Raw genomic sequence first — 21166 nt, 5'->3', positions numbered from 1 at the left:
GTTGACCACCCCGTCCCCCCGAACCCCGATCCGCCCCCTGACCAGCCTGCTGATCGCCAATCGCGGTGAGATCGCCTGTCGGATCCTGCGCACCGCCCGCGAACTGGGCCTGGAAACCGTCGCCGTCCACTCCGACCCCGATGCCGACGCCCGCCACGTCCGCGAAGCCGATGCGGCCGTGCGGCTCCCCGGCGCCGCGCCAGCCGACACCTACCTACGCGGCGATCTGGTCATCAAGGCCGCGCTGACCGCCGGCGCCGACGCCGTGCACCCCGGGTACGGCTTCCTTTCCGAGAACGCCGAGTTCGCCCGCGCGGTGCAGGACGCCGGGCTGCGCTGGATCGGCCCGCCCCCCGCAGCGATCGAGGCGATGGCCTCCAAGACACGCGCCAAGACCCTGATGGCCGCAGCGGGGGTACCGCTGCTTGCTCAGGTGGACCCGGCTGCGGTCACCGCCGCCGACCTGCCGCTGCTACTCAAGGCGGCTGCCGGCGGCGGTGGCCGCGGCATGCGGCTCGTACGGGAACTCGCCGATCTCCCGCAGGAACTGGCAGCCGCACGGGCGGAGGCCCGCGCCGCCTTCGGCGACGGTGAGGTCTTCGCCGAGCCCTACGTGGAGGGCGCCCGGCACGTGGAGGTGCAGGTTCTGGCCGATGCCCACGGAGCCGTCTGGGCCCTGGGCACCCGTGACTGCTCCCTCCAGCGCCGCCACCAGAAGGTGATCGAGGAGGCTCCCGCCCCGAACCTGTCCGAGGCGTTGCGCACCACCTTGCACGAAGCCGCCGTGGCCGCGGCCCGCGCTGTTGACTACCAGGGCGCCGGTACCGTGGAGTTCCTGGTCACCGCCGAGGGCCAACCGTACTTCCTGGAGATGAACACCCGACTCCAGGTCGAACACCCCGTCACCGAAGCCGTGTACGGGGTCGACCTGGTAGCCCTCCAACTCCGCATCGCCGAGGGCGCGCCGCTGCCAGTAGCGCGGCCCGACGCCCTGGGACACGCAGTCGAGGCGCGCCTGTACGCCGAGGACCCGGCTTCTCACTGGCGTCCCCAGACGGGTGTCCTGCACAGCTTCGCAGTCCCGGGAGGCCCGGGCCTGCGGGTGGACAGCGGGTACGGGGACGCCGACACCGTCGGGGTCCACTACGACTCGATGCTGGCCAAGGTCATCGCCCACGCGCCCACCCGTGCCGAAGCCGTCCGCGCCCTCGCCCGGGCCCTGTCCCGGGCCCGTATCCACGGCGTGAACACCAACCGGGAGCTGCTCGTACGGTCCCTTCGCCATCCGGACTTCGCCACCGGGCGGGTCGATACCGCCTTCTACGCCCGGCACCTCGGCGCCCTCACCGAGCCGACCGACCGGGAGGCGCGCGGCGTGGCCCTGGCCGCCCTCGCCGCCGCCCTGGCCGATGCGGCGCCGGATGCCAAGGGGCGAGCCCTGGGTGCCCGACTGGGTGGCTGGCGCAACGTGCCGTCGCGACCGCACTCCCGCAGCTACGCCGATCCGGGCGGCGGCGTGCACGAGGTCCGTTACCGACTGACCCGGGACGCCGGCCTTCAACCCGAGCCCGGAGACCACCCCGGAGTCCGGGTCCGTGAGGCCGCACCGCACCGGGTGGTCCTGGAAGTCGAGGGTGTGTTGCGGACGTTCCACGTCGCGCGGTACGCCCGGGCGCGCCACGTCGACTCCGCGGTCGGTGCTCATGCGCTCACCGCCCTCCCGCGTTTCACCGACCCCGAGGACCGTGCCGAGCCCGGTTCTCTGCTCGCCCCGATGCCCGGCACGGTGGTCCGCGTCGCCGAAGGGATCGTCCCCGGCGCGGAGGTCGCCGCCGGGCAGCCTCTGCTCTGGCTGGAGGCCATGAAGATGGAGCACCGCATCGTCTCCCCGGGCTCCGGCACGCTCACCGCTCTGCACGCCGTACCGGGCCGTCAAGTCGAGCTCGGAGCCCTGCTCGCGGTGGTCCAGCAGCAGGACCAGGAGGACCCGCACGACCACTGCACGAAGGAAGCCCACCAGACCCAGGAAGCACAGGAGGCACCGCCGTCATGAGCTCCGTCGTCGAACCCGAAGAGCACCGGGCCCTACGCACCGCCGTCGCCGCCCTCGGCAAGCGCTTTGGGCGCCCCTATCTCGCCCGACTCGGCCATGAGGGTGGCCAGCCCGAGGAGTTGTGGGCGGAGGCCGCCAAACTCGGCTACCTCGGGGTGAACCTGCCGCAGGAGTACGGCGGCGGCGGGGGTGGCATCGCTGAACTCTCCCTCGTGTTGGAGGAACTGGGAGCGGCCGGCTGCCCGCTGCTGATGATGGTGGTCTCGCCCGCCATCTGCGGCACCGTCATCGCCCGCTTCGGCACCGAGGAACAAAAACGCGCCTGGCTGCCCGGTCTGGCCGACGGCAGCCGCACCATGGCCTTCGGCATCACCGAGCCGGACGCCGGATCCAACTCGCACCGCATCACCACCACGGCCCGCCGCGACGGGGAACAGTGGGTGCTCACTGGTCGCAAGGTGTTCATCTCGGGTGTGGACATCGCCGACGCCACGTTGATAGTCGGTCGCACCGAAGACGCCCGCACCGGACGGCTCAAGCCCTGCCTCTTCATCGTGGAACGTGACGCGCCCGGTTTCACCCGCACCCGGATCGACATGGAACTCAACGCTGCGGAGAAGCAGTTCGAACTGGTCCTGGACGAGGTGCGACTGCCCGCCGACGCTCTGGTCGGCGACGAGGACGCCGGGCTGCTCCAACTCTTCGCAGGCCTCAACCCGGAACGGATCATGACGGCCGCCTTCGCCATCGGCATGGGCCGCTACGCCCTGTCCCGGGCGGTGGACTACGCCAAGACCCGGACCGTCTGGAAGGAGCCCATCGGCGCCCACCAAGCCATCGCCCACCCGCTGGCGCAGGCCCACATCGAACTGGAACTGGCCCGGCTGATGATGCAGAAGGCCGCCGCCCTGTATGACCGCGGAGACGACGCCGGCGCCGGCGAGGCCGCCAACATGGCCAAGTACGCCGCCGCGGAGGCCTGCGTCAAGGCGGTGGACCAGTCGGTCCACACCCTCGGAGGCAACGGGTTGACCCGTGAGTTCGGGCTCGCCTCGCTCATCACCGCCTCCCGGGTGGCACGGATCGCCCCGGTCAGCCGGGAGATGATCCTCAACTTCATCTCCCACCAGACCCTGGGCCTGCCTAAGTCGTACTAACCGACGTTCGAGTGGTAGGAAGCCTTATGGCCAACCCCCTTGGGATCACGTCCGACGGGCGCGGGATCACCACCCTGACGCTCGACTCGCCCGACAACCGCAACGCGCTCTCCGCGGAACTCGTCGGCGGGTTGCGCGAAGCCCTCGCTCAGGCGGGCGCCGACCGTTCGATACGGGCGGTCGTGCTCACCCACACCGGCGGCACCTTCTGCGCCGGAGCCGACCTGAAGTCTCCCAGCAACCCCTACGACTTCGTGGCTCTCCTGCGGGAGATCACCGAGTCGCCCAAGCCGGTGCTGGCCCGGGTCACCGGCCACGTGCGGGCGGGCGGACTCGGGCTGCTCGGGGCCTGCGACCTCGCCGTCGCGGGACCCGAGTCGAGTTTCGCCTTCACGGAGTCCCGGCTGGGCCTGGCTCCGGCGGTGATCTCGCTGCCCCTGCTGCCCCGACTCGACCCGCGGGCCGCCAGTCGCTACTTCCTCACCGGGGAGCGCTTCGACGCGGCGGAGGCGGCCAGGATCGGCCTGCTGACTCTGGCGGCCCCCGAGGTCGACCAGGGGCTGCGACCGATCCTCGAAGGGCTGCGCCAAGCCTCGCCCCAAGGGCTCGCCGAGTCCAAGCGTCTGGTCACCGCCGGCGTACGGGCGGCCTTCGACCGGGACGCCGACGATCTGGTGGTGCTCTCTGCCCGGCTCTTCGCCTCCCCGGAGGCCCGGGAGGGCGTGGCCGCCTTCCTGGAGCGGCGGGATCCCACGTGGGCGTCATGACGGTGCCCGGAACCCTGGGCACCACGGGGAACACGCGCCCGGTCGCAGGCCGGGCCGAGCGTTCACCCAAACAGGACCGCAGCCGGGTCACCCGGTTGCGCCTGCTGGAGGCCGCGGTGGCCTGCCTCGCCGAATACGGCTGGGCGGGCTCCACGGTCTCGGTAGTCGCCGAGCGGGCCGGGGTCTCCCGTGGAGCCGCCCAGCACCACTTCCCCACCCGAGAGGACCTCTTCACGGCCGCCGTGGAGTACGTAGCCGAGCAGCGCTCGGCGGCCCTGCGGGGTCTGTTCACCGACGGGGCCGACGGCCCCGCCCCGCGGGGCACGGTGGTCAAAGCCCTCGTCGACCTCTACACGGGGCCGCTCTTCCGGGCCGCCCTGCACCTGTGGGTGGCCGCTTCCAACGAGGAGCCACTCCGGCCCCGCGTCACCGAACTGGAAGCGCGGGTGGGCCGCGAGACCCACCGGATCGCCGTGGACCTGCTCGGAGCCGACGAATCACTGCCCGGAGTGCGCGAGACCGTACAGGGCCTCCTGGACATGGCCCGCGGCCTCGGGCTCGCCAACGTCCTCACCGACGACGCCCCGCGTCGCGCCCGGGTCGTCGCCCAGTGGTCGAAGATCCTGGACGGGGCGCTCGGCGCGAACGACTGACGCCCGGCCACCGGCCGGGCGTCAGTCGTGTGCGAGGGTCAGCTCGCGATGTCCTCGTAGCCCTCGATGGCGCGCGGATCACGTGGGCCGGGGCCCACGTAACGGGCCGAGGGGCGCACCAGGCGGCCGGTCCGCTTCTGCTCCAGGATGTGCGCCGACCAGCCCGCGGTGCGGGCACAGGTGAACATGGAGGTGAACATGTGCGCCGGGACCTCCGCGAAGTCCAGCGTGATCGCGGCCCAGAACTCCACGTTCGTCGCCAGAACCCGGTCCGGACGACGGTTGTGCAGCTCTTCCAACGCGGCCTTCTCCAGGGCCTCCGCCACCTCGAAGCGCGGCGCGCCCAACTCCTTGGCGGTACGGCGCAGGACCCGTGCCCGCGGGTCCTCCGCGCGGTACACGCGGTGCCCGAAGCCCATCAGCCGCTCGCCCTTGTCCAGTGCCTGGCGTACCCAGGCGCGGGCGTCACCCATCCGCTCGATCTCTTCGATCATGCCGAGGACCCGGGAGGGAGCGCCGCCGTGCAGCGGACCGGACATGGCCCCGACGGCGCCGGAGAGCGCCGCTGCCACGTCGGCGCCGGTGGAGGCGATGACCCGGGCGGTGAAGGTGGAGGCGTTCATGCCGTGCTCGGCGGCCGACGTCCAGTAGGCGTCCACGGCCTTGACGTGCTTGGGGTCGGGCTCCCCACGCCAGCGGATCATGAACCGCTCGACCACGGACTCGGCCTTGTCGATCTCCCGCTGCGGGACCATCGGCAGCCCCTGGCCGCGGGCGGACTGGGCCACGTAGGACAGGGCCATCACCGCTGCCCGCGCCAGGTCGTCGCGGGCTGTCTGCTCGTCGATGTCCAGGAGCGGCTTCAGGCCCCACACCGGTGCGAGCATCGCCAGCGCCGACTGCACGTCCACCCGGATGTCACCCGAGTGGACGGGGATCGGGAACGGCTCCGCGGGCGGCAGGCCCGGGTTGAAAGCACCGTCCACGAGCAGGCCCCACACGTTTCCGAAGGAGACGTGTCCGACCAGGTCCTCGATGTCGACCCCGCGGTAGCGCAGTGCGCCGCCCTGCCGATCTGGTTCGGCGATCTCCGTCTCGAAGGCCACGACCCCTTCGAGGCCGGCAACGAACTCGGACATCAGGCGGCTCCTCACATGTGCGAAACGCGACGCTCCAGGGCGCGGACAGGCACGATAACCCGCGCTCGGCGTCCCCGGATGTATGAAGGCCACAGTGGCCCGGCGTATGAGTTTGGCGGGTTCGACCGATGCGGGGAAGCGTGACGTCCCGCACACTGTCCCATTTACCGCGGACAGGATTGAGGGGCCCCGCAGCGGGGCAGACTGCGGCCCTGCGGCAGGATGGCGGGTGTGCCGAACCACGAGATCGACCCCTCCGTCATGCGCCGGCAGTACCGCTCCGAGGTGGTCACCGAGGACTCCCTCGCTGCCGGTCCCATGGAGCAGTTCGCCCGCTGGTTCCTCCAGGCCACCGAGGCGAACCTGTTCGAGCCCAATGCGATGGTGGTCTCCACCGCCACGCCCGAGGGCCTGCCGAGCTCCCGTACGGTGCTGCTGAAGCACTACGACGCGCGCGGTTTCGTCTTCTACACCAACTACCGCTCCCGCAAGGGTCAGGAGCTGGCCGCGAACCCCCACGCCTCGCTGCTCTTCCCCTGGCATCCGATCGCCCGGCAGGTCGTGGTGACGGGCCGCGTCGACCGGGTGGGACGGGACGAGACGGCCGCCTACTTCAGGTCGCGCCCGCACGGCTCGCAGTTGGGTGCCTGGGCGAGTGAACAGTCCGCCGTGGTCGGCTCCCGTGCGGAGTTGGAGGGGCGTTATGCGGATCTGGCTGCCCGGTACCCCGAGGGTGAGCAGGTGCCGGTGCCTTTGGACTGGGGTGGCTACCGAGTGGTGCCGGAGGCGGTCGAGTTCTGGCAGGGCCACGAGAACCGCTTGCATGATCGCCTGCGCTACGTCCGTGAGGGCGGCGGGTGGCGGGTGGAGCGCCTCAACCCCTGACCGGGCTGGTCCGGCCCGGGAGCCGGATGCAGACGACCCGCGGGCTCGGGTCCTCTCCTGCAGTGAGAGGAGCCGGCCGGACGTACCGGCGAGCCCGCGGGTCGGGTGACTGCTTGGGATTGGCCGGCGATCGTGCGCCGGGACCGCACAGGGTGCGTGCGACGACGGGCGCTAGCCCGCAGCCACCTCACGCGTCCGGTATCCATACATTTCCGGAACCACCTCCCTTCTCGTGTGACTCAAACCTACGAGCCCTTCCAGGAGCTCACAAGCGATTAATTTCCCGGGAACGCGGTGTGGCTCGCGTCACGTTGCAGTTCAATGATCTGACGTGCCGCACACGCGAACACCTGCAGGGGGTGTCAGGTGAGTGCCTTCGGACGTAGTGAGACCGCCGACGATCTACTGGCCGCACTCTTGGACGGCATGGACGCCGCGCTCTGCGCCCTTGACGCCGACGGAGTGATCACTCACTGGAACCGCGAAGCCGAGCGGATCCTGGGCTGGACCGCCGGCGAGGCGGTCGGCCGGCGCGGGTTCGCAGGCTGGGCGGCACGGGCCGCCGACGCCGAAGAGGTCCAGCGCAGGCTGATGTCCGCACTCGACGCCCCGGGGCGTCAGGTGCACGAATTCGCTCTGGTCACCAAGGGTGGCGGGCGGGTGCTCGTACGGACCCAGTCCGCCGGCGTGCGCGGCGCCGGTGGCCGGCCGGCCGGGGTGTACTGCGCCTTCAGCGAAGTCCACGCACAGATGGACCTGGAACGGTCCGTGGCCCTCAGCGAGGCGCTGATGGAGGACGCGCCCTGGGGCGTGGTCCTCGTCGACGTCGACCTGCGGCCGGCCGTGGTCAACGCGCATGCCGCGCGGGCCTTCGGCACCGGGCGGACGGTCCTGCTGGGACGGCCGCTGGGCGAGCTGATCACCCAGGGCGTGGAGGAACTGGAGGGCGCCTTCCACCACGTGCTCGCTGAGGGCGCGCCACCCGCCCCCGTGGAGCTGTGGGTGTCACTGCGGACCGCGGAGGGAGCACGGCGGCGCTGTTGGCGGTGCGGCTTCGTACGCCTGGCGTCGCCCTTGGCGGAGGAACCGGTGCCGCTCGGCGTCGGCTGGATCTTCCAGGACGTCACGGAAGCCCGGCAGGCGGAGCTGGACGCGGCGCAACTGCGGTTCAGGGCCAACCAGCTCCACCGGGCGGAGCGCGCCGCCGCCGAGTGCGAGGACCCGATCGAGGGTGCGGTGGTGCGCCTGGAGTTCGCGCTGGCCGGCTTCGCCGACCATGCGCTGCTCGACCTCGTGGACACGGGCGCGGTGGTGGACCGCCCGGAGGGCGAAGCGCGGGCTGAGGTCGCCCGCAAGGAACCCGAACGCCTGGTGCGCGGGCCCTGTGCGCCCGCCGGGCCGGGCGGACCCGCGCTGCCCGCGCCGGGTGCCATACCGGTGTGCTACAACGACGGCCATCCGGCGCTGCACGCCCTGGACCGAGTGGGCTCGGTGCGCAGCTCCGCTCCACCTGGCGTGGCGGCGGACTGGGCGCACTCTCGTCAGTGGCCCGCGGGTACCGCGCACGCCTTGTGCGCGGTGCTGCGCAACCGTGGTCGCACGCTCGGCGTGGCGACCTTCCTGCGCGGCCCGGCGCGCGCCGCCTTCGAGCGCCCGGACGCGGCGTACGCGGAGGACGTCGCGGCACGGGTGGCTGCCGACCTGGCCCTGGCCATGGCGCTGCGCCACCGCGGCTGACGGCCGCGGTGGCGCGGCGCCCGAGCCCGCGGTCTGCACGCCCTCCGGGCGGCGCGCGCCGCGCCCGGGGCTCATTCAGCGGCGGAAGAAGATCCGGTCCTGGTACTCCGACATCACCTGGCCGTTCCACTCGTGTCCGCCGTCGACGTTGCCGGAACGCAGCAGCGGCGGCTCGATGCCGCGCTCGGCCAGCTCGCCGGCGGCAGCGGCCATCACGGACTGCATGATCGCGCTGGTGACCACCGTGGAGGCCGGGGCGAAGGGGGCTTCGATACCCTCGGCCGTCAACTCCGCGTCGCCGACCGCGATCTTGCTGTCCAAGACGATGTCGCAGTGTTCCTTCAGGAAGGTGCCGGAAGCGTGCCTGGGTTTGGTCTCCCGGGTGTACGCCACGGAGGTGACGCCGATGACCTTCAGGCCGAGAGCGCGGGCGTTGACGGCCATCTCCACCGGCAGGGAGTTGCGCCCGGAGAGCGAGATGATCACCAGGACATCGCCTTCGGCGGCCGGGCTGCTGTCCAGGACCGCGCCGGCCAGGCCGTCGACCCGCTCCAGGGCACTGCCCAAGGTGGCGGGCATGACGTCGATACCCACGGTGCCGGGCACGGCCAGGAAGTTCATCAGGGCCAGCCCGCCGGCCCGGTAGACCACGTCTTGGGCGGGCAGCGAGGAATGGCCGGCGCCGAAGGCGAACAGGCGCTTGCCGTCGGCCACGGCCTGGGCGATCAGCGTGCCGGCCGCGGCGATCCGCGCGGACTCCTCGTCCCGGACCCGCTGGAGCAGGCCGATGGCGGCGTCGAAGAACTGGCCTGCAAGCTTGCTCTCGCTCATACCGCTCATCCGCCGAGGGCCCTTCCCGAGAAGTGTCGTGCGATGTCGCCGCTCACCGTGCGGTCTGGACCATCGGCGTGTCAATACGGCGGGACGCCCCCGCCGCACGGTGCGCGCGCCTTCCGGATCCCTTCGGCGGGGCCCGGTTGTCAGCGCTATCCGGCAGAATTGGTAGAAGGGCCAGCGCACGATAACGAGGGGCACGTATGTCCGGACTGATCGACACCACGGAGATGTATCTCCGCACCATCCTTGAGCTGGAAGAGGAAGGTGTGGTGCCCATGCGCGCCCGAATCGCGGAGCGGCTCGATCAGAGCGGCCCCACGGTGAGCCAGACGGTGGCGCGGATGGAGCGCGATGGTCTGGTGGCGGTTGCCAGCGACCGCCACCTGGAGCTCACCGACGAGGGCCGCAAGCTGGCCACTCGGGTGATGCGTAAGCACCGGCTGGCCGAGTGCCTGCTGGTGGACGTCATCGGGCTGGAGTGGGAGCAGGTGCACGCCGAGGCCTGTCGCTGGGAGCACGTGATGAGCGAGGCGGTGGAGCGGCGGGTGCTTGAGCTGCTGCGCCATCCGACCGAGTCGCCGTACGGCAATCCCATTCCGGGGCTGGAGGAATTGGGGGAGAAGGCGGAGGCCGATCCCTTCCTCGACGAGGGCATGGTGAGCCTGCTCGACCTCGAACCGGGGGCGGAGGGCAAGACGGTGATCGTGCGCCGGATCGGGGAGCCCATCCAGACTGATGCCCAGCTGATGTACACGCTCCGGCGGGCCGGGGTGCAGCCCGGGTCGGTGGTGAGCGTGACGGAGTCCCCGGGTGGTGTGCTGGTCGGCAGTGGTGGTGAGGCGGCCGAGCTCCAGCCGGACATCGCCTCGCACGTGTTCGTGGCGAAGCGCTAGCCGTAGGGGTTTCGGTGCACATCTCGTCGAGGGACTGGTGTGCTCATGGGTGGGTCCCGGCGCCTGCTGGCGCCGGGACCCGTCCTCCCCTTGGATGACCCGGAGCCCCGAGCTCCCAGGGTCGATCCCCTCGGACCGTCTTCCCCGAGCGGCCCGCCTCCCGAGGAAGATCTCCCCTCGGCAGCGGCCGTCAATCCTTGAGCAAGGTCACTCGAAAGAGCGGTGTTGCGTCGAGAACCGCGATTTCGAATGCAAGTTCGATAGCCTGGCGCGGCAAGGTCAGCCCGAAGGGGGTGCGGCAGTGGTGCGGCGCATCGATGTCACGGGAGCCGGTGGTGTCCGGCTCGCGGCGTGGGAGTTCGACCCACCGAAGACGCCGGAGGGCGGCCCCGCCACCGCCGCCCTGCCGCCCCCTCGTCCGGGGGCCGCTCCCAGACCGAGGCCCGAGGCCGAACCGGCGGTGCTCTTATTGCACGGCCTGATGGGGCGGGCCGCCCACTGGGCCGACACCGCAGGCTGGGTCAGCACCCGGCGGCGCACCGTCGCCCTGGACCAACGAGGCCACGGCTACAGCGACAAGCCAGCCCCCGGGCCCTACACCCGTGAAGCGTTCGTCGAGGACGTCGAGGCCACCGTCGAGCAACTGGACCTCGGCCCCGTCACCCTCGTCGGGCACTCCATGGGAGCGCTCACGGCCTGGCAGTTGGCCGCTCGGCGCCCCGACCTGGTGCATGCCCTGGTCATCTGCGATATGCGGGCCTCCGCCCTCGGCGCCGCCTCCCAGCGCGAGTGGGAGGACTGGTTCCGAGCCTGGCCGTTGCCCTTCTCCTCGCTTGCCGCGGTCCGCTCCTGGTTCGGCACCGCGGATCCCTGGCTGGAGCGCCCCAACCCGGCGCGGGGAAGATTCTTCGCCGAGATGATGGCGCGTTATCCCGATGGCTGGCGGCCGGTCTTCTCCCGGGCGCATATGCTCGCCGCCCGCGCCACCTGGGTCTACGACGCCCACTGGGAGGAGCTGGCCCAGGTCCGCTGCCCCACCTTGGTCGTACGCGGCCTCGATGGCGAGCTGGGGCGAGCCGAGGCCCAGGAAATGGTCCGGGTCCTCCCCCACGGCCAGTACGCGGAAGTACCCGATGCCGGGCACTACCTCCACTACGACCAGCCGGCCGCGTGGCGCACCATCCTTGAGCCCTTCTTGGACGGAGTCCTCACCGGCTGAAGGGCTGTCCCGTCACGCATCCCGCCAGGGGATCACGGGACAGCCCTCCCCACGCGTCAGGGCCACCGGGGAGGGTGGTGAGCCTCCACTCCCCCCGGCCGGTCAACCCTTGCTGACCGCCGCCAGGATCTCCGGCAGTCGCTTCGCCGTCATCGGCGCGGCGAGGCGCAGCCCCGCCCAGCAGATCAACCCGCCCCACGCGATTCCCAGTGGCAGGGCGGTCCACAGGAGGTCAGCTCGGTCCACCGCGTGCAAGGTGATCACCAGCGCGATCAGCGGGGAAGAGAGCACTGCCGAGGTGAACAGTCCGCTGAAGATGCCCATCCACGCCAGCGCGCCCTGGCCGGGTGCCACGTTCTTGAACGCCCCCTCCTGCGGGATGGAGTACGGGAACCGGGCCGAAGCGAGGGCGCCCGTGCAGACCATCCCGCCCAGCAGCGCCAGCGCCACTCCGAGGACCTCCGGGAAGGTCTTCCAGTCTTCTAGCATCGCCGAAGTCACCGCGGTGACCAGCAGGGTGTAGGGCAGCGTGACCGACAGCAGGGCCAGGGCCCGGGCCCGCAGTTCGCCATACGCCTCGCGGCTGGTCGAGATGGTCTGCGAGACCATCCAGAACGCCGGACCGTCCTGCCCGAACTGGTTGTACATCTGTACTCCCAGCATGCCCGTTCCAAAGCAGGCCATGTAGACCGAGCCGGTGCCCTGGAGGGCGTTGAAGACCGGCACGAGCAGCCCGATGGCCAGCGAACTCACCCACGCCGACTTGGTCTTCGGGTCGCGCATCGCATACCGAAGGGTCCGCTGCATGACCGTTCCGGTACGCCCCTCGGGCAGCAGCCGGGAGAGCCGGCCGCCGCCGGCCCGCTCCCGGGCGGCGGGGGCGGTCGTGGTGAGGGTGGAGGAGTCCGGCGCGGTCATCAGCCGGTTGAGGCTCTGCTCCCACCACCGCAGCAGCAGCACGAGGGCGACGGCGGACAGCACCAGTTGCAGGGCTGCCCGACCGTAGGATCCCTCGGAGGCCGAGTCGACGGCGCCGACGGCCGAGGCCGGGGGCACCCAGCGGATGACCTCGGCCACCGGTTCCAGGGACGACAGCCCACCGTTTCGGCTCAGGCTCTGCCAGCCGTAGCTCACCAACTGCGCGCCGATGGCGATCAGTAGGCCGCTCAGTACCGCCAGGTCACGGCCGCGGCGGCTGGTCAGCAGGCGGACGTTGGCGGTGGCCACCGCCCGGGCCAGGGCCACGCAGGTCAGCAGTAGCAGCGGCGCCGCCAGCACGGCGACGGCGAGGGCGGCCCCGCCGTGGGTCACCGCGATGACCGCGCCGATGACGAGGCTGAAGGTGAACAGCGGGCCGACGCCGACCAGCGAGGAGGCCAGAAGGGCGCCGACCAGCGGGCGCGGTCGAAGCGGCAGCATCACCAGACGCGTGGCGTCCAGGGTCTCGTCGCCCGTGGGAAAGAGCAGCGGCATGAAGGTCCAGCCGCCGGCGAGCACCGCCGCCAGGAGGACGACCAGGGTGCCCGCCTGATCATGGCCGCGCGCCATGATCAGGGAGATCACGGTGGCGGCGGCGAAGAGCAGGGAGAAGACGGCTGAGGTGATGAAGGCGGTGCGGCGTTTGGCAGATTGGCGCAGCCCACCCATCATCAGAGAGATCTTCAGCCGGAGGAAGACGGGTACGAGGGCGGCGGCCGACGTGCTCGGCGGAACGCTCGCCTGCGGGCGCTCGGTGAGTGCGGGAGCGGTCACCGAGCTGCTCCGCCCAGCCAGTCCAGGGAGTCCCGGTCGTCCCGGCCGCCCGCCCCGACCAGTTCGAGGAAGGCGTCCTGCAGGGAGGGCGCGTCGCCCCGTACGTCGACGGTCGGACCCTGGGCCCGGATCCGACCGGCGGCCATCACCGCCACCCAGTCACACAGCGACTCGACCAGTTCCATGACGTGCGAGGAGAAGATCACGGTGGCCCCGGAAGCGGTGTACCGCTCCAGGACCTTGCGGATGGTCTGTGCCGAGACGGGATCGACGCCCTCGAAGGGCTCGTCCAGGAAGAGGACTTCCGGGTTGTGCAGGAGTGCTGCGGCCAGACCGATCTTCTTGCGCATCCCGGTGGAGTAGTCGATGACCAACTTGTGCTGGGAGCCGGCCAGGTCGAGGACCTCCAGCAACTGGGTCGCCCTCTTGTCGACTTCCACGCCGGGCAGGCCGCGTAGGCGTCCCATGTAGCCGAGTAGTTCACGTCCGGAGAGCCGCTCGAACAGGCGCAGCCCTTCGGGCAGCACGCCGATTCGGGCCTTGACGGCGACCGGGTCCGCCCACACGTCGTGGCCGGCGACCTCGATGCGGCCCTGATCGGGCCGCAGCAGTCCGGTGACCATCGACAAGGTGGTGGTCTTGCCCGCTCCGTTCGGTCCGACCAGGCCGATGAACTTGCCCGCCGGTAGTTCGAGGTCGATCCCCGCGACCGCGATTTGCTGCCCGAAGCGTTTCCAGAGGCCGCGTATCCGCACGGCTGGGGGCGGCGTGGTCAGCGCCGTACCCGTCGGTTCTGCAAAGCTTTGCCCACTCATGTGACGTGCCTCCTGAGTGTTCCCCGTTGTTCGAACCCACTCTAGGAGGCGTTCCGTGAGGCGCCAGTATGCGGCCGGGGAGCCCTGCGGGGGCAGGGCGGACGGCTACTCCCGTCGATCCCGTTCCGCGGCGGCCTCGCGACCGCAGGCGTACGCCAGGGCGCTGAGCAGCTCCTCGGCGTCCGGGAGCCAGCGGTTCGCTGGTGTGGGGCGGCGCGCCCACTGCACGGCGCCGCGCCCACCGAGGCGGGTCGGTGGCGCGGCGACGTACTCCCCCTCGCCGCGGGCGCGCAGGTCCAGAGCCGCCGGCGCCCAGCCCAGCCTGCGCACCAGGTCGGGGATCTTGGCGCCGGCCCCGGGTAGTACGAAGAACATCATCCGGCGGTCCGGGGTGCAGGTGACCGGTCCCAGGGTGAGGTTCATCCGCTCCATGCGGGCCAGCGCCAGGAAGCCCGCGGACTCGGAGACGTCGAGCGCGTCGAAGGTGCGTCCGGTCGGGAGCAGGATGGAGGCCGTCGGCTGTCGCTGCCAGGAACGGCGGACCTGCACCGCGGAGCCGGTGGCCTGGGTGGCCCAGTCCGGCCGGGCCGGGTGCGCACCGGGGAGCGGGCAGGCCGCGTCGGCGCACGAGCAGAGCTCGTGACCGTCCGCAGCCTCCAACCAGGTGCCGGGGAAAACATCCCAGTGCCGCTCTTCGACGTACCGCACGGCATGGTCCAACAGCTGATCGCCACGCTGCTTGGGGAGGGGTGCGGCTTCCGTGACTGCGATGGTCTCTTCCACGTTCAGCTCAACTCCAGGTGTCACCCGGGGTTACGGCCGTCAACCAAGCCGGCATGCCCGATATGCGGCTCATCGATCCTGCACGTGGGGCGCATGGGTGCACGGGCGGGGGCGCGTGTGCGGCCGTGCATCTGCAAGCGGGTAGCCACGAAGGTGACGTCGTGCGGGAACACGGGCAGGCGCCGGGCGTGAGCACCACGATCCGGGCAAGTCCCGCATTCCTCGCACATCTGCCGGGCATTGATCCCGTCAAGGATCACCCGCGGCTACAGGGGGTTTTGCATGGCAGCCAGGACTCTCGTCGCCCGTCAGCCGAACGAACGGTTGCAGGCGCTCATTCAGGAAGCCGGCTGTTCCAACGCCGGGTTGGCCCGCCGCGTGAACATGTGCGGCGCGGAACACGGACTGGATCTGCGGTACGACAAGACCTCGGTGGCACGTTGGCTTCGCGGACAGCAGCCGCGCGGCCGGGCTCCGGGGATCATCGCGGAGGCGTTGGGGCGCAAGCTCGGTCGGACCGTCACCATCGACGAGATCGGCATGGCCAACGGCAAGAACCTTGCCTCCGGTATCGGCCTACAGTTCTCCCCCACCGTCTTCGGGGCCATCGAGCAGGTCTGTGAGCTGTGGCGCAGCGACGTGGGCCGCCGGGACTTCCTGACCGGGTCGACGGTGGCCGCCTCCGCTTTGGTGGAGCCCAGCCGGGACTGGCTGATCACGGGCGCCGACCCGCAGGTGGCCCGCACCTCCGGGGCCAGGGTGGGGGCCAGCGACGTCGAGGCGGTGCTGGCCACCACCCAGGCCCTGGTCGACCTGGACCACCGCTTCGGCAGCGGGCACGTCCGGCCGATCGTCGTCCACTACCTGAACAGTGTGGTCTCCGGCCTGCTCGGCGGCTCCTACCGCGAATCAGTGGGCCGCTCCCTGTTCGCCGCCGTGGCCCGGCTCACCGAACTCGCCGGGTACATGGCAGTCGACACCGGCCAGCCCGGCCTGGCCCAGCGCTACTACATCCAGGCGCTCCGGCTCGCCCAGGCCGCGGGGGACCGGGCCTACGGCGGTTACGTACTGGCCGCCTCGATGAGTCACCTCGCGGCCCAACTGGGCAACCCCCGTGAGATCGCCCAGTTGGCGCGCGCCGCACAGGAGGGCACCCGCGGACAGGTCACCGCTCGGGCTACCGCGATGTTCTGCGCCGCGGAGGCGCGCGGGCACGCGCTGCTCGGGGACGCCCGCGCCGCGGCGACCCTGGCCGGTCGGGCCCAGGACGCGTTGGAGCGCGCAGACCCGGGCGCCGGCGACGACCCGGTGTGGATCGCCCATTTCGACGGCGCCTACCTCGCCGACGAACTCGCCCACTGCCACCGGGACCTGGGGCAGGCCGAGGCAGCCGGCCGGTGCGCACAGGAGGCACTGCACACCCTCCCGGAGAGCAAGGCCAGGCGCCGGGCGATCGGGCTCCTGCTGCTCGCCACCTCGCAGGTGCAGCGCAGGGAGATCGAACAGGCCTGCCACACCGGGACGGCCGCCGCCGCCCTGTTGTCGGGCCTGCGTAGCAACCGGGGCGCCGAGTACCTGGCTGACCTTCAGCAACGCCTGGAGCCCTTCCAGGAAGAAGCGCCGGTAAGGGAGTTCAGTGCCCGGCTGGAGGCGCAGGCGGCCTGAGAGGGCGGGCAGGCCGCTGCCCGGAGCAGATGGTGACACTTCCTCATATGCCTGCCGGGCAGTCCCGCTGCCGGGGTCACGGCCACGTGGCAGGGCGCTCGGACGACCGGGTAGCGTACACCGACGGTTCCGTAGGTCGGCACACGTACGTGAGGTGGGAGTCCCGGTGACGCAGAGCGGACAGGGTGAGTCGCAGTTCCGAGCGACCCAGCCCGCGCGCGAGGGGATCGTACTGCCCGCCGACGGATCGGGCCCCTGGATACCCGGTGCGGCCGGCCAGGAGGAGGCGCGCTCCGGTCCGTACGTCGCCCAGGACCCGCAGCAGGCATCCACGCCGGCCGCAGGCCAGTCCTGGGACTCCGGCTGGGCGGCCGGTGCGAGCCCCCAGGGGGCGCCCGCACCGGCCGCCCAGCCGGAGTACGGCGGCAGTGGGCAGCCCTACCAACAGCAGTCCCCCTACGGCCAGCAGAACTACGGTCAGCAGGCCTACGGGCAGGAGTACCAGCAGCAGAGCCCCCAGGGGCAGCCTTTCTACGGTCAGCAGGACTATCACTCTGCGCCGGATTACGCAGGGTCCGGCGGCTACCAGGGCCACGGCCACGAGGGCGCCGGTCAGGGCGCGGTGTACGACCCGGGCCCGTTCTCCACAGGAGCGCAGGCTCCGCCGCCCGGCCACGGTGCTCCGGCCGCCTCCGGCTACCCCTCGCAAGGGGCGGGCGCGCCGGCGCAGACCATGGGCTCCGACGCGGACGCCACGGCCTTGATCCCTCCTTACCAGGACTCGCAGGACGCTTCGGCGGCGGCCACCCAGTACTTGCCGCCGGTTCCGGGTGGGCCACCGGGGGGTCAGGACGCTTCGGCGGCGGCCACCCAGTACTTGCCGCCGGTTCCGGGTGGGCCCGTCACTCCGGCGGCGCCTGCCGCCGGCGCACCCTACGCGGAATTCGACGGACTCTTCCGGAGCGAGGGCGGCTCCCCGGGCGACCGGGCGAGCGCCGGCGTGGAGGCGACCGCACAGTTGCCTGTCATCGAACAGCAGCCGCCCGGACCTGCTCCGCAGTACCACCAGGCGCCCCCGCCTCCTCATCACCAGCCCGCCCCGCAACCGGCGTACCGGGAGCCGCCGGCGAAGCGCAGACGCGGCACGGTGCCGTTGGCCGCCGCGGGCGCGGTGGGGCTGGTGGTCGTGGGCGTGGGCGTCGGTTCGCTGCTCGGTAACGGCTCGGACCCGGTGGCCCAGGCCGAGCGGACCAAGGTGACGGCCGAGTCCTCGCCCACCGCCAAGGCGGAGGGCGAGGCGAGCAACGGCGAGAAGCCGGTCGATCCGGCTCGGGCGCAGGCGGTCCAGCTCGATGCGCTGCTCGCAGACAGCAACAACAGCCGTGACGCGGTGATCCGCTCCGTGGACAACATCAAGAAGTGCGAGAAGTTGGAGGCGGCGGCCGATGACCTGCGTGCCGCCGCGCGCCAGCGCAAGGAGCTGATCACCCGGCTCGAAGGCGTCGAGATCGACAAGTTGAAGGACGACACGAAGTTGTCCTCGGCGCTGCGCCGCGCCTGGAAGGCCTCGGCCTCGGCAGATGACCACTACGCGGCCTGGGCCAAGCAGGTGGAGTCGGGCGGGAAGAAGCTCTGCAAGGACGGCAGGGCCAAGACCACGAGCCATACCACTGCCGCCAACAAGGCGAGCGCTTCGGCGACCCGCTACAAGGCTTCGGCGGCGACACTGTGGAACCGTGTCGCCGCCAAGTACGACCTGCCCAAGCGGACCAAGTCCCAGCTGTAGGGGCTCAGATGGGGCCGGGGGCGTTCTCCAGGGTCTGCGTCATGTCCATCGAGCCGCTGTCGCCCCCATCGGCGAGGGCGACCAACCGGCCCTCTCGCACCAACTGGAAGGTGACCTGCCCGTTGACGATGCGGGGGAAGCCGGTCACCGCGCGCATGTCCTCATAGCGCCAGCTCAGCGGCGGGGTAAGGCCGCCGGTGGCCACTCCTTCTGCGCGGTCGAGGGCCCTGGCGACCTTGCGGGCGCTGATCTCGCCGTCCGCCAGCCGCTTGGTGATCTCGCTGAAGACCGAGTACGCGATCCAGGTGGTCTGCACCCCGGTGTCGGCCGGGTCGATCCGGTCGTCACCGAAGGCATGGTCGCGGATCACTCCCTTCATGCGGTCCCACAGCGGGTCGCTGGACACCGGGTACCAGCCGGTGACGTACGCACCTTCGAAGGGGCCGTTCTTGCCACCGGTGCTGTTGATCAGATCCTGGCTGACACTGCCGAGCACGGAGGAGATCCGGACCTTCTGGTCCTTCGACTCCATCCGCCGGAAGGAGTCGAAGAAGGTTTCCGTCCGCTCGCCGAGCACGGCCGTCACACACCCCTTGGCGGCCTTCTCGCGGGCCGCTGCGGTACCGATCCGGGCCGGAAGCGCGGGGTCGGCGCCGGCCGCGCCGAGTGCCTCGCGGGCGGGTTCGCTGTAGTCGCTCGCGTCCTCCGCGGCGACGATGTCGACGGCCGCCTTGTTCTTGCCCCCCGTGAGCCCGGCATTGAGCAGAGCGGACATGGAGTCGCCGGGGAGGGTGTCGGGGCGGACCAGCGCGACGCGCTCGCAGTCGCGGGCGAGCTGGCGGCCGTTGCCGGCGAGCAGCGCCGGCTGGCCTCCGTTGACCGGGTAGGAGAGGGCGGACTTGAACTCTTCCGAGGAGACGCCGTAGCCGCCGATGTAGGGAATGCCAGCCGTCTCCAGGGGTGCCATGAAGGCACGCCCGTGCTGGCTGTACGAGCCGATGACGGCCACTGCGCCCGCCGCCACGGCCTTGCGGGCGCAGTCCGCAGCGCCAGTGGGTGTGTTGTGTTCGTTGCAGGTGAGGACGTTGAGGTCGCGGCCGGCCAGGCCGCCGTTGGCGTTGACCCATCGTGCGTAGGCCTGTGCCATGGCGGGCATTCCGGCCATGTTCGTTGCCTTGGTGCCCACCGGAGCCCAGGTCATGACGGTCAGCGGCTCCCTGGACCCCCCCGGGTCTCCAGGGAGCACGCCACAACCTGCGATGAAGGACGCGCCGACCACGGCACAGACCGCGGTTCGCACGGGAGCGCTGCGGGCGCCGGTGCCCGTGGGGATGCGCGGGTGGGTGTAGCGGTCGGGTCGATGCGGGAACATGCGTCGCCATCCGGTCATGAATCTGCACGATTGCGCTCCGGAGGGAATTCGGGAGTGAGGAGTCGCTAACAGCTGGTGACGATCAAGTGAACTACCGGGGTGGCGAGATCACGACGGAGGGGGAACGTACGATCGGTGACCGTGCAAGGTTCGAAGAACTCTTCCCGTCGCGGCAGTCGCTCGTCCACCATGGGCGACATGCCTCTCACCGACATGCCCTGGTGGCGCTGGCGCAGCAACGTGCGCTCGGCGCTGCACATGCTCTCCGACCCGGTGTTCCACGAGGAGTGCTGGCTGGCCGGCATCGAGGGCTACGGGGACGTGACCGATGCGGTGTACCGACTCGTCGAGGACACCTGGCTCGACAACTGGTCCGCCGAGAAGTACGTCGGCACCGTCTTCCGGGACTCGCAGGAGGCGGCGCTCGTCGACACCGCGGTGCTGCGGGTCCTGCGCATCCTGCACCAGGTCGGCCCCGACGCGCCCGTCTCCGCCTACCTGGAGCACCATGCCTGGCCCGAGGCCGTGCGGGCCGCCCGCGAGGCGCACGTGCGCCTCGCGACGGCTGATGCGGAGGACCCGGACGTGGCGCCCCGTTCACTGGAGGTCCTGCGCATCATGACGGGAGCCTGACGGCCCGCGCGGGTGGGCGTCGCGTCTCACCCTTCAGGCAGACTCCGGCCCCGGTCGACCGGTATGGGATTCTGTGGGGTCATGAGCGATCCGCAAGCCGACCCCACGCCCGCTGCACCCGAACAGTACGTCCTCACCCTCTCGTGTCCGGACAAGCCGGGCATCGTGCACGCCGTCTCCAGCTACCTGTTCATGACGGGTTGCAACATCGAGGACAGCCAGCAGTTCGGTGACCACGGCACCGGCCTGTTCTTCATGCGGGTGCACTTCTCGGCCGGGACTCCCGTGACGGTCGACAAACTGAGGGCGAGCTTCGCAGCCATCGGTGACACCTTCCGGATGGACTGGCAGATCCACCGAGCCGACCAGCGGATGCGCATCGTGCTGATGGTCTCCAGATTCGGCCACTGCCTCAACGACCTGCTCTTCCGCTCGCGGATCGGCGCGCTGCCGGTCGAGATCGCCGCGGTCGTCTCCAACCACACCGACTTCGCCGAGCTCGCCGCCTCGTACGACATCCCCTTCCACCACATTCCGGTGACGCGGGACACCAAGGCGCAGGCCGAGGCCCAACTGCTGGAGTTGGTGCGCGAGGAGAACGTCGAACTGGTGGTGCTCGCCCGCTACATGCAGGTGCTCTCCGACGACCTCTGCAAGGCGCTCAGCGGGCGGATCATCAACATTCACCACTCCTTCCTGCCGAGTTTCAAGGGCGCCAAGCCCTATCACCAGGCGCATGCCCGGGGCGTGAAGTTGATCGGCGCCACCGCGCACTACGTGACGGCCGATCTCGACGAGGGTCCGATCATCGAGCAGGAGGTGGAGCGGGTGGGGCACGAGGTCTCGCCCGAGCAACTGGTGGCCATCGGTCGGGACGTGGAGTGCCAGGCGCTCGCCCGCGCGGTGAAGTGGCACAGCGAACACCGCGTCCTGCTGAACGGCTCCCGCACCGTCGTCTTCGCCTGAACACCCGCTGGGGTTAGTGGACCGGGCCCTTGGGTACCGGTCCGCGCCCGAGGC

General features: G+C 71.0%; 18 protein-coding genes. 12 read left to right on the top strand and 6 right to left on the bottom strand.

Features of this window, described 5'->3' with window-relative positions; genetic code table 11:
* The first annotated feature begins 1 nt into the window (after position 1).
* From ACFYMC_RS16865 to ACFYMC_RS16850, 4 genes are read left to right on the top strand one after another with little or no spacing between them, the layout of a single operon-like run.
* Positions 2-2053, top strand: a complete 2052-nt coding sequence (locus tag ACFYMC_RS16865) for a biotin carboxylase N-terminal domain-containing protein (RefSeq protein ID WP_388525141.1) — start codon at positions 2-4, stop codon at positions 2051-2053.
* Positions 2050-3210, top strand: coding sequence for an acyl-CoA dehydrogenase family protein (locus ACFYMC_RS16860; RefSeq protein ID WP_388525138.1), 1161 nt, complete (start codon positions 2050-2052; stop codon positions 3208-3210). Before ACFYMC_RS16865 ends, ACFYMC_RS16860 begins: the two co-directional genes overlap by 4 nt.
* 26 nt (positions 3211-3236) lie before the next feature.
* Positions 3237-3977, top strand: a complete 741-nt coding sequence (locus ACFYMC_RS16855) for an enoyl-CoA hydratase family protein (RefSeq protein ID WP_388525135.1) — start codon at positions 3237-3239, stop codon at positions 3975-3977.
* Positions 3974-4630, top strand: coding sequence for a TetR/AcrR family transcriptional regulator (locus ACFYMC_RS16850; RefSeq protein ID WP_388525132.1), 657 nt, complete (start codon positions 3974-3976; stop codon positions 4628-4630). The genes ACFYMC_RS16855 and ACFYMC_RS16850 overlap by 4 nt, the downstream gene beginning before the upstream one ends.
* Positions 4631-4668: 38 nt before the next feature.
* Here the strand turns inward: ACFYMC_RS16850 and ACFYMC_RS16845 are convergent, their stop codons facing one another.
* The gene (locus ACFYMC_RS16845) at positions 4669-5769 is read right to left on the bottom strand and encodes a citrate synthase 2 (RefSeq protein ID WP_388525129.1); all 1101 of its coding nucleotides are present in this window, start codon (positions 5767-5769) and stop codon (positions 4669-4671) included.
* A 222-nt stretch (positions 5770-5991) separates the two neighbouring features.
* Here ACFYMC_RS16845 and pdxH point away from each other — a divergent pair, with 222 nt between their 5' ends.
* Both pdxH and ACFYMC_RS16835 read left to right on the top strand, forming a co-directional pair.
* Positions 5992-6654 (top strand): pyridoxamine 5'-phosphate oxidase, encoded by a 663-nt coding sequence (gene pdxH / locus ACFYMC_RS16840; RefSeq protein ID WP_388525126.1) that lies wholly within the window; start codon positions 5992-5994, stop codon positions 6652-6654.
* Positions 6655-7020: 366 nt separating this feature from the next.
* Positions 7021-8391: a PAS domain-containing protein gene (locus tag ACFYMC_RS16835; protein ID WP_388525123.1), complete on the top strand. Its 1371-nt coding sequence runs from the start codon at positions 7021-7023 to the stop codon at positions 8389-8391.
* A 75-nt stretch (positions 8392-8466) separates the two neighbouring features.
* Here ACFYMC_RS16835 and ACFYMC_RS16830 read toward each other — a convergent pair whose 3' ends face one another.
* Complete coding sequence (locus ACFYMC_RS16830; RefSeq protein WP_388525120.1) at positions 8467-9222, bottom strand: SIS domain-containing protein; 756 nt, start codon at positions 9220-9222, stop codon at positions 8467-8469.
* 206 nt (positions 9223-9428) lie between these two features.
* Between ACFYMC_RS16830 and ACFYMC_RS16825 the strand changes: the two genes are divergently transcribed.
* Positions 9429-10121, top strand: coding sequence for a metal-dependent transcriptional regulator (locus ACFYMC_RS16825; protein ID WP_388525117.1), 693 nt, complete (start codon positions 9429-9431; stop codon positions 10119-10121).
* A gap of 301 nt (positions 10122-10422) precedes the next feature.
* Complete coding sequence (locus ACFYMC_RS16820; RefSeq protein ID WP_388525114.1) at positions 10423-11340, top strand: alpha/beta fold hydrolase; 918 nt, start codon at positions 10423-10425, stop codon at positions 11338-11340.
* Positions 11341-11442: 102 nt separating this feature from the next.
* Here ACFYMC_RS16820 and ACFYMC_RS16815 read toward each other — a convergent pair whose 3' ends face one another.
* From ACFYMC_RS16815 to ACFYMC_RS16805, 3 genes are all read right to left on the bottom strand, one after another.
* Positions 11443-12990 carry a transporter gene (locus ACFYMC_RS16815; protein WP_388525239.1) on the bottom strand — a complete coding sequence of 516 codons (1548 nt, stop codon included), beginning with the start codon at positions 12988-12990 and terminating at the stop codon, positions 11443-11445.
* Positions 12991-13088: 98 nt separating this feature from the next.
* Positions 13089-13907, bottom strand: a complete 819-nt coding sequence (locus tag ACFYMC_RS16810; RefSeq protein WP_388525111.1) for an ABC transporter ATP-binding protein — start codon at positions 13905-13907, stop codon at positions 13089-13091.
* Between the two features lie 105 nt (positions 13908-14012).
* Positions 14013-14690: a bifunctional DNA primase/polymerase gene (locus tag ACFYMC_RS16805; protein ID WP_388525108.1), complete on the bottom strand. Its 678-nt coding sequence runs from the start codon at positions 14688-14690 to the stop codon at positions 14013-14015.
* Positions 14691-14972: 282 nt separating this feature from the next.
* Here ACFYMC_RS16805 and ACFYMC_RS16800 point away from each other — a divergent pair, with 282 nt between their 5' ends.
* Together ACFYMC_RS16800 and ACFYMC_RS16795 are read left to right on the top strand one after the other, a co-directional pair.
* Entirely contained in the window at positions 14973-16355 is a 1383-nt protein-coding gene (locus ACFYMC_RS16800) for a transcriptional regulator (RefSeq protein ID WP_388525105.1), read from the top strand.
* A 166-nt stretch (positions 16356-16521) separates the two neighbouring features.
* Entirely contained in the window at positions 16522-18141 is a 1620-nt protein-coding gene (locus ACFYMC_RS16795; protein WP_388525102.1) for a hypothetical protein, read from the top strand.
* Between the two features lie 4 nt (positions 18142-18145).
* Here ACFYMC_RS16795 and ACFYMC_RS16790 read toward each other — a convergent pair whose 3' ends face one another.
* A complete protein-coding gene (locus tag ACFYMC_RS16790; RefSeq protein ID WP_388525099.1) occupies positions 18146-19531 on the bottom strand; it encodes an ABC transporter substrate-binding protein in 1386 nt (461 codons plus the stop codon).
* 117 nt (positions 19532-19648) lie between these two features.
* On the opposite strand from ACFYMC_RS16790, the gene ACFYMC_RS16785 reads away from it, so the two are divergent.
* Together ACFYMC_RS16785 and purU are read left to right on the top strand one after the other, a co-directional pair.
* Positions 19649-20146, top strand: a complete 498-nt coding sequence (locus ACFYMC_RS16785) for a hypothetical protein (RefSeq protein ID WP_388525097.1) — start codon at positions 19649-19651, stop codon at positions 20144-20146.
* Positions 20147-20227: 81 nt separating this feature from the next.
* The gene (gene purU, locus ACFYMC_RS16780; protein WP_388525094.1) at positions 20228-21112 is read left to right on the top strand and encodes a formyltetrahydrofolate deformylase; all 885 of its coding nucleotides are present in this window, start codon (positions 20228-20230) and stop codon (positions 21110-21112) included.
* Positions 21113-21166 lie beyond the last annotated feature (54 nt).

The organism is Streptomyces sp. NPDC006879, from assembly GCF_042869595.1.
Lineage (GTDB): Bacteria > Actinomycetota > Actinomycetes > Streptomycetales > Streptomycetaceae > Streptomyces.
The sequence above is the reverse complement of the archived record's forward strand: the minus strand, read 5'-3'. Positions and strand labels throughout refer to the sequence as shown.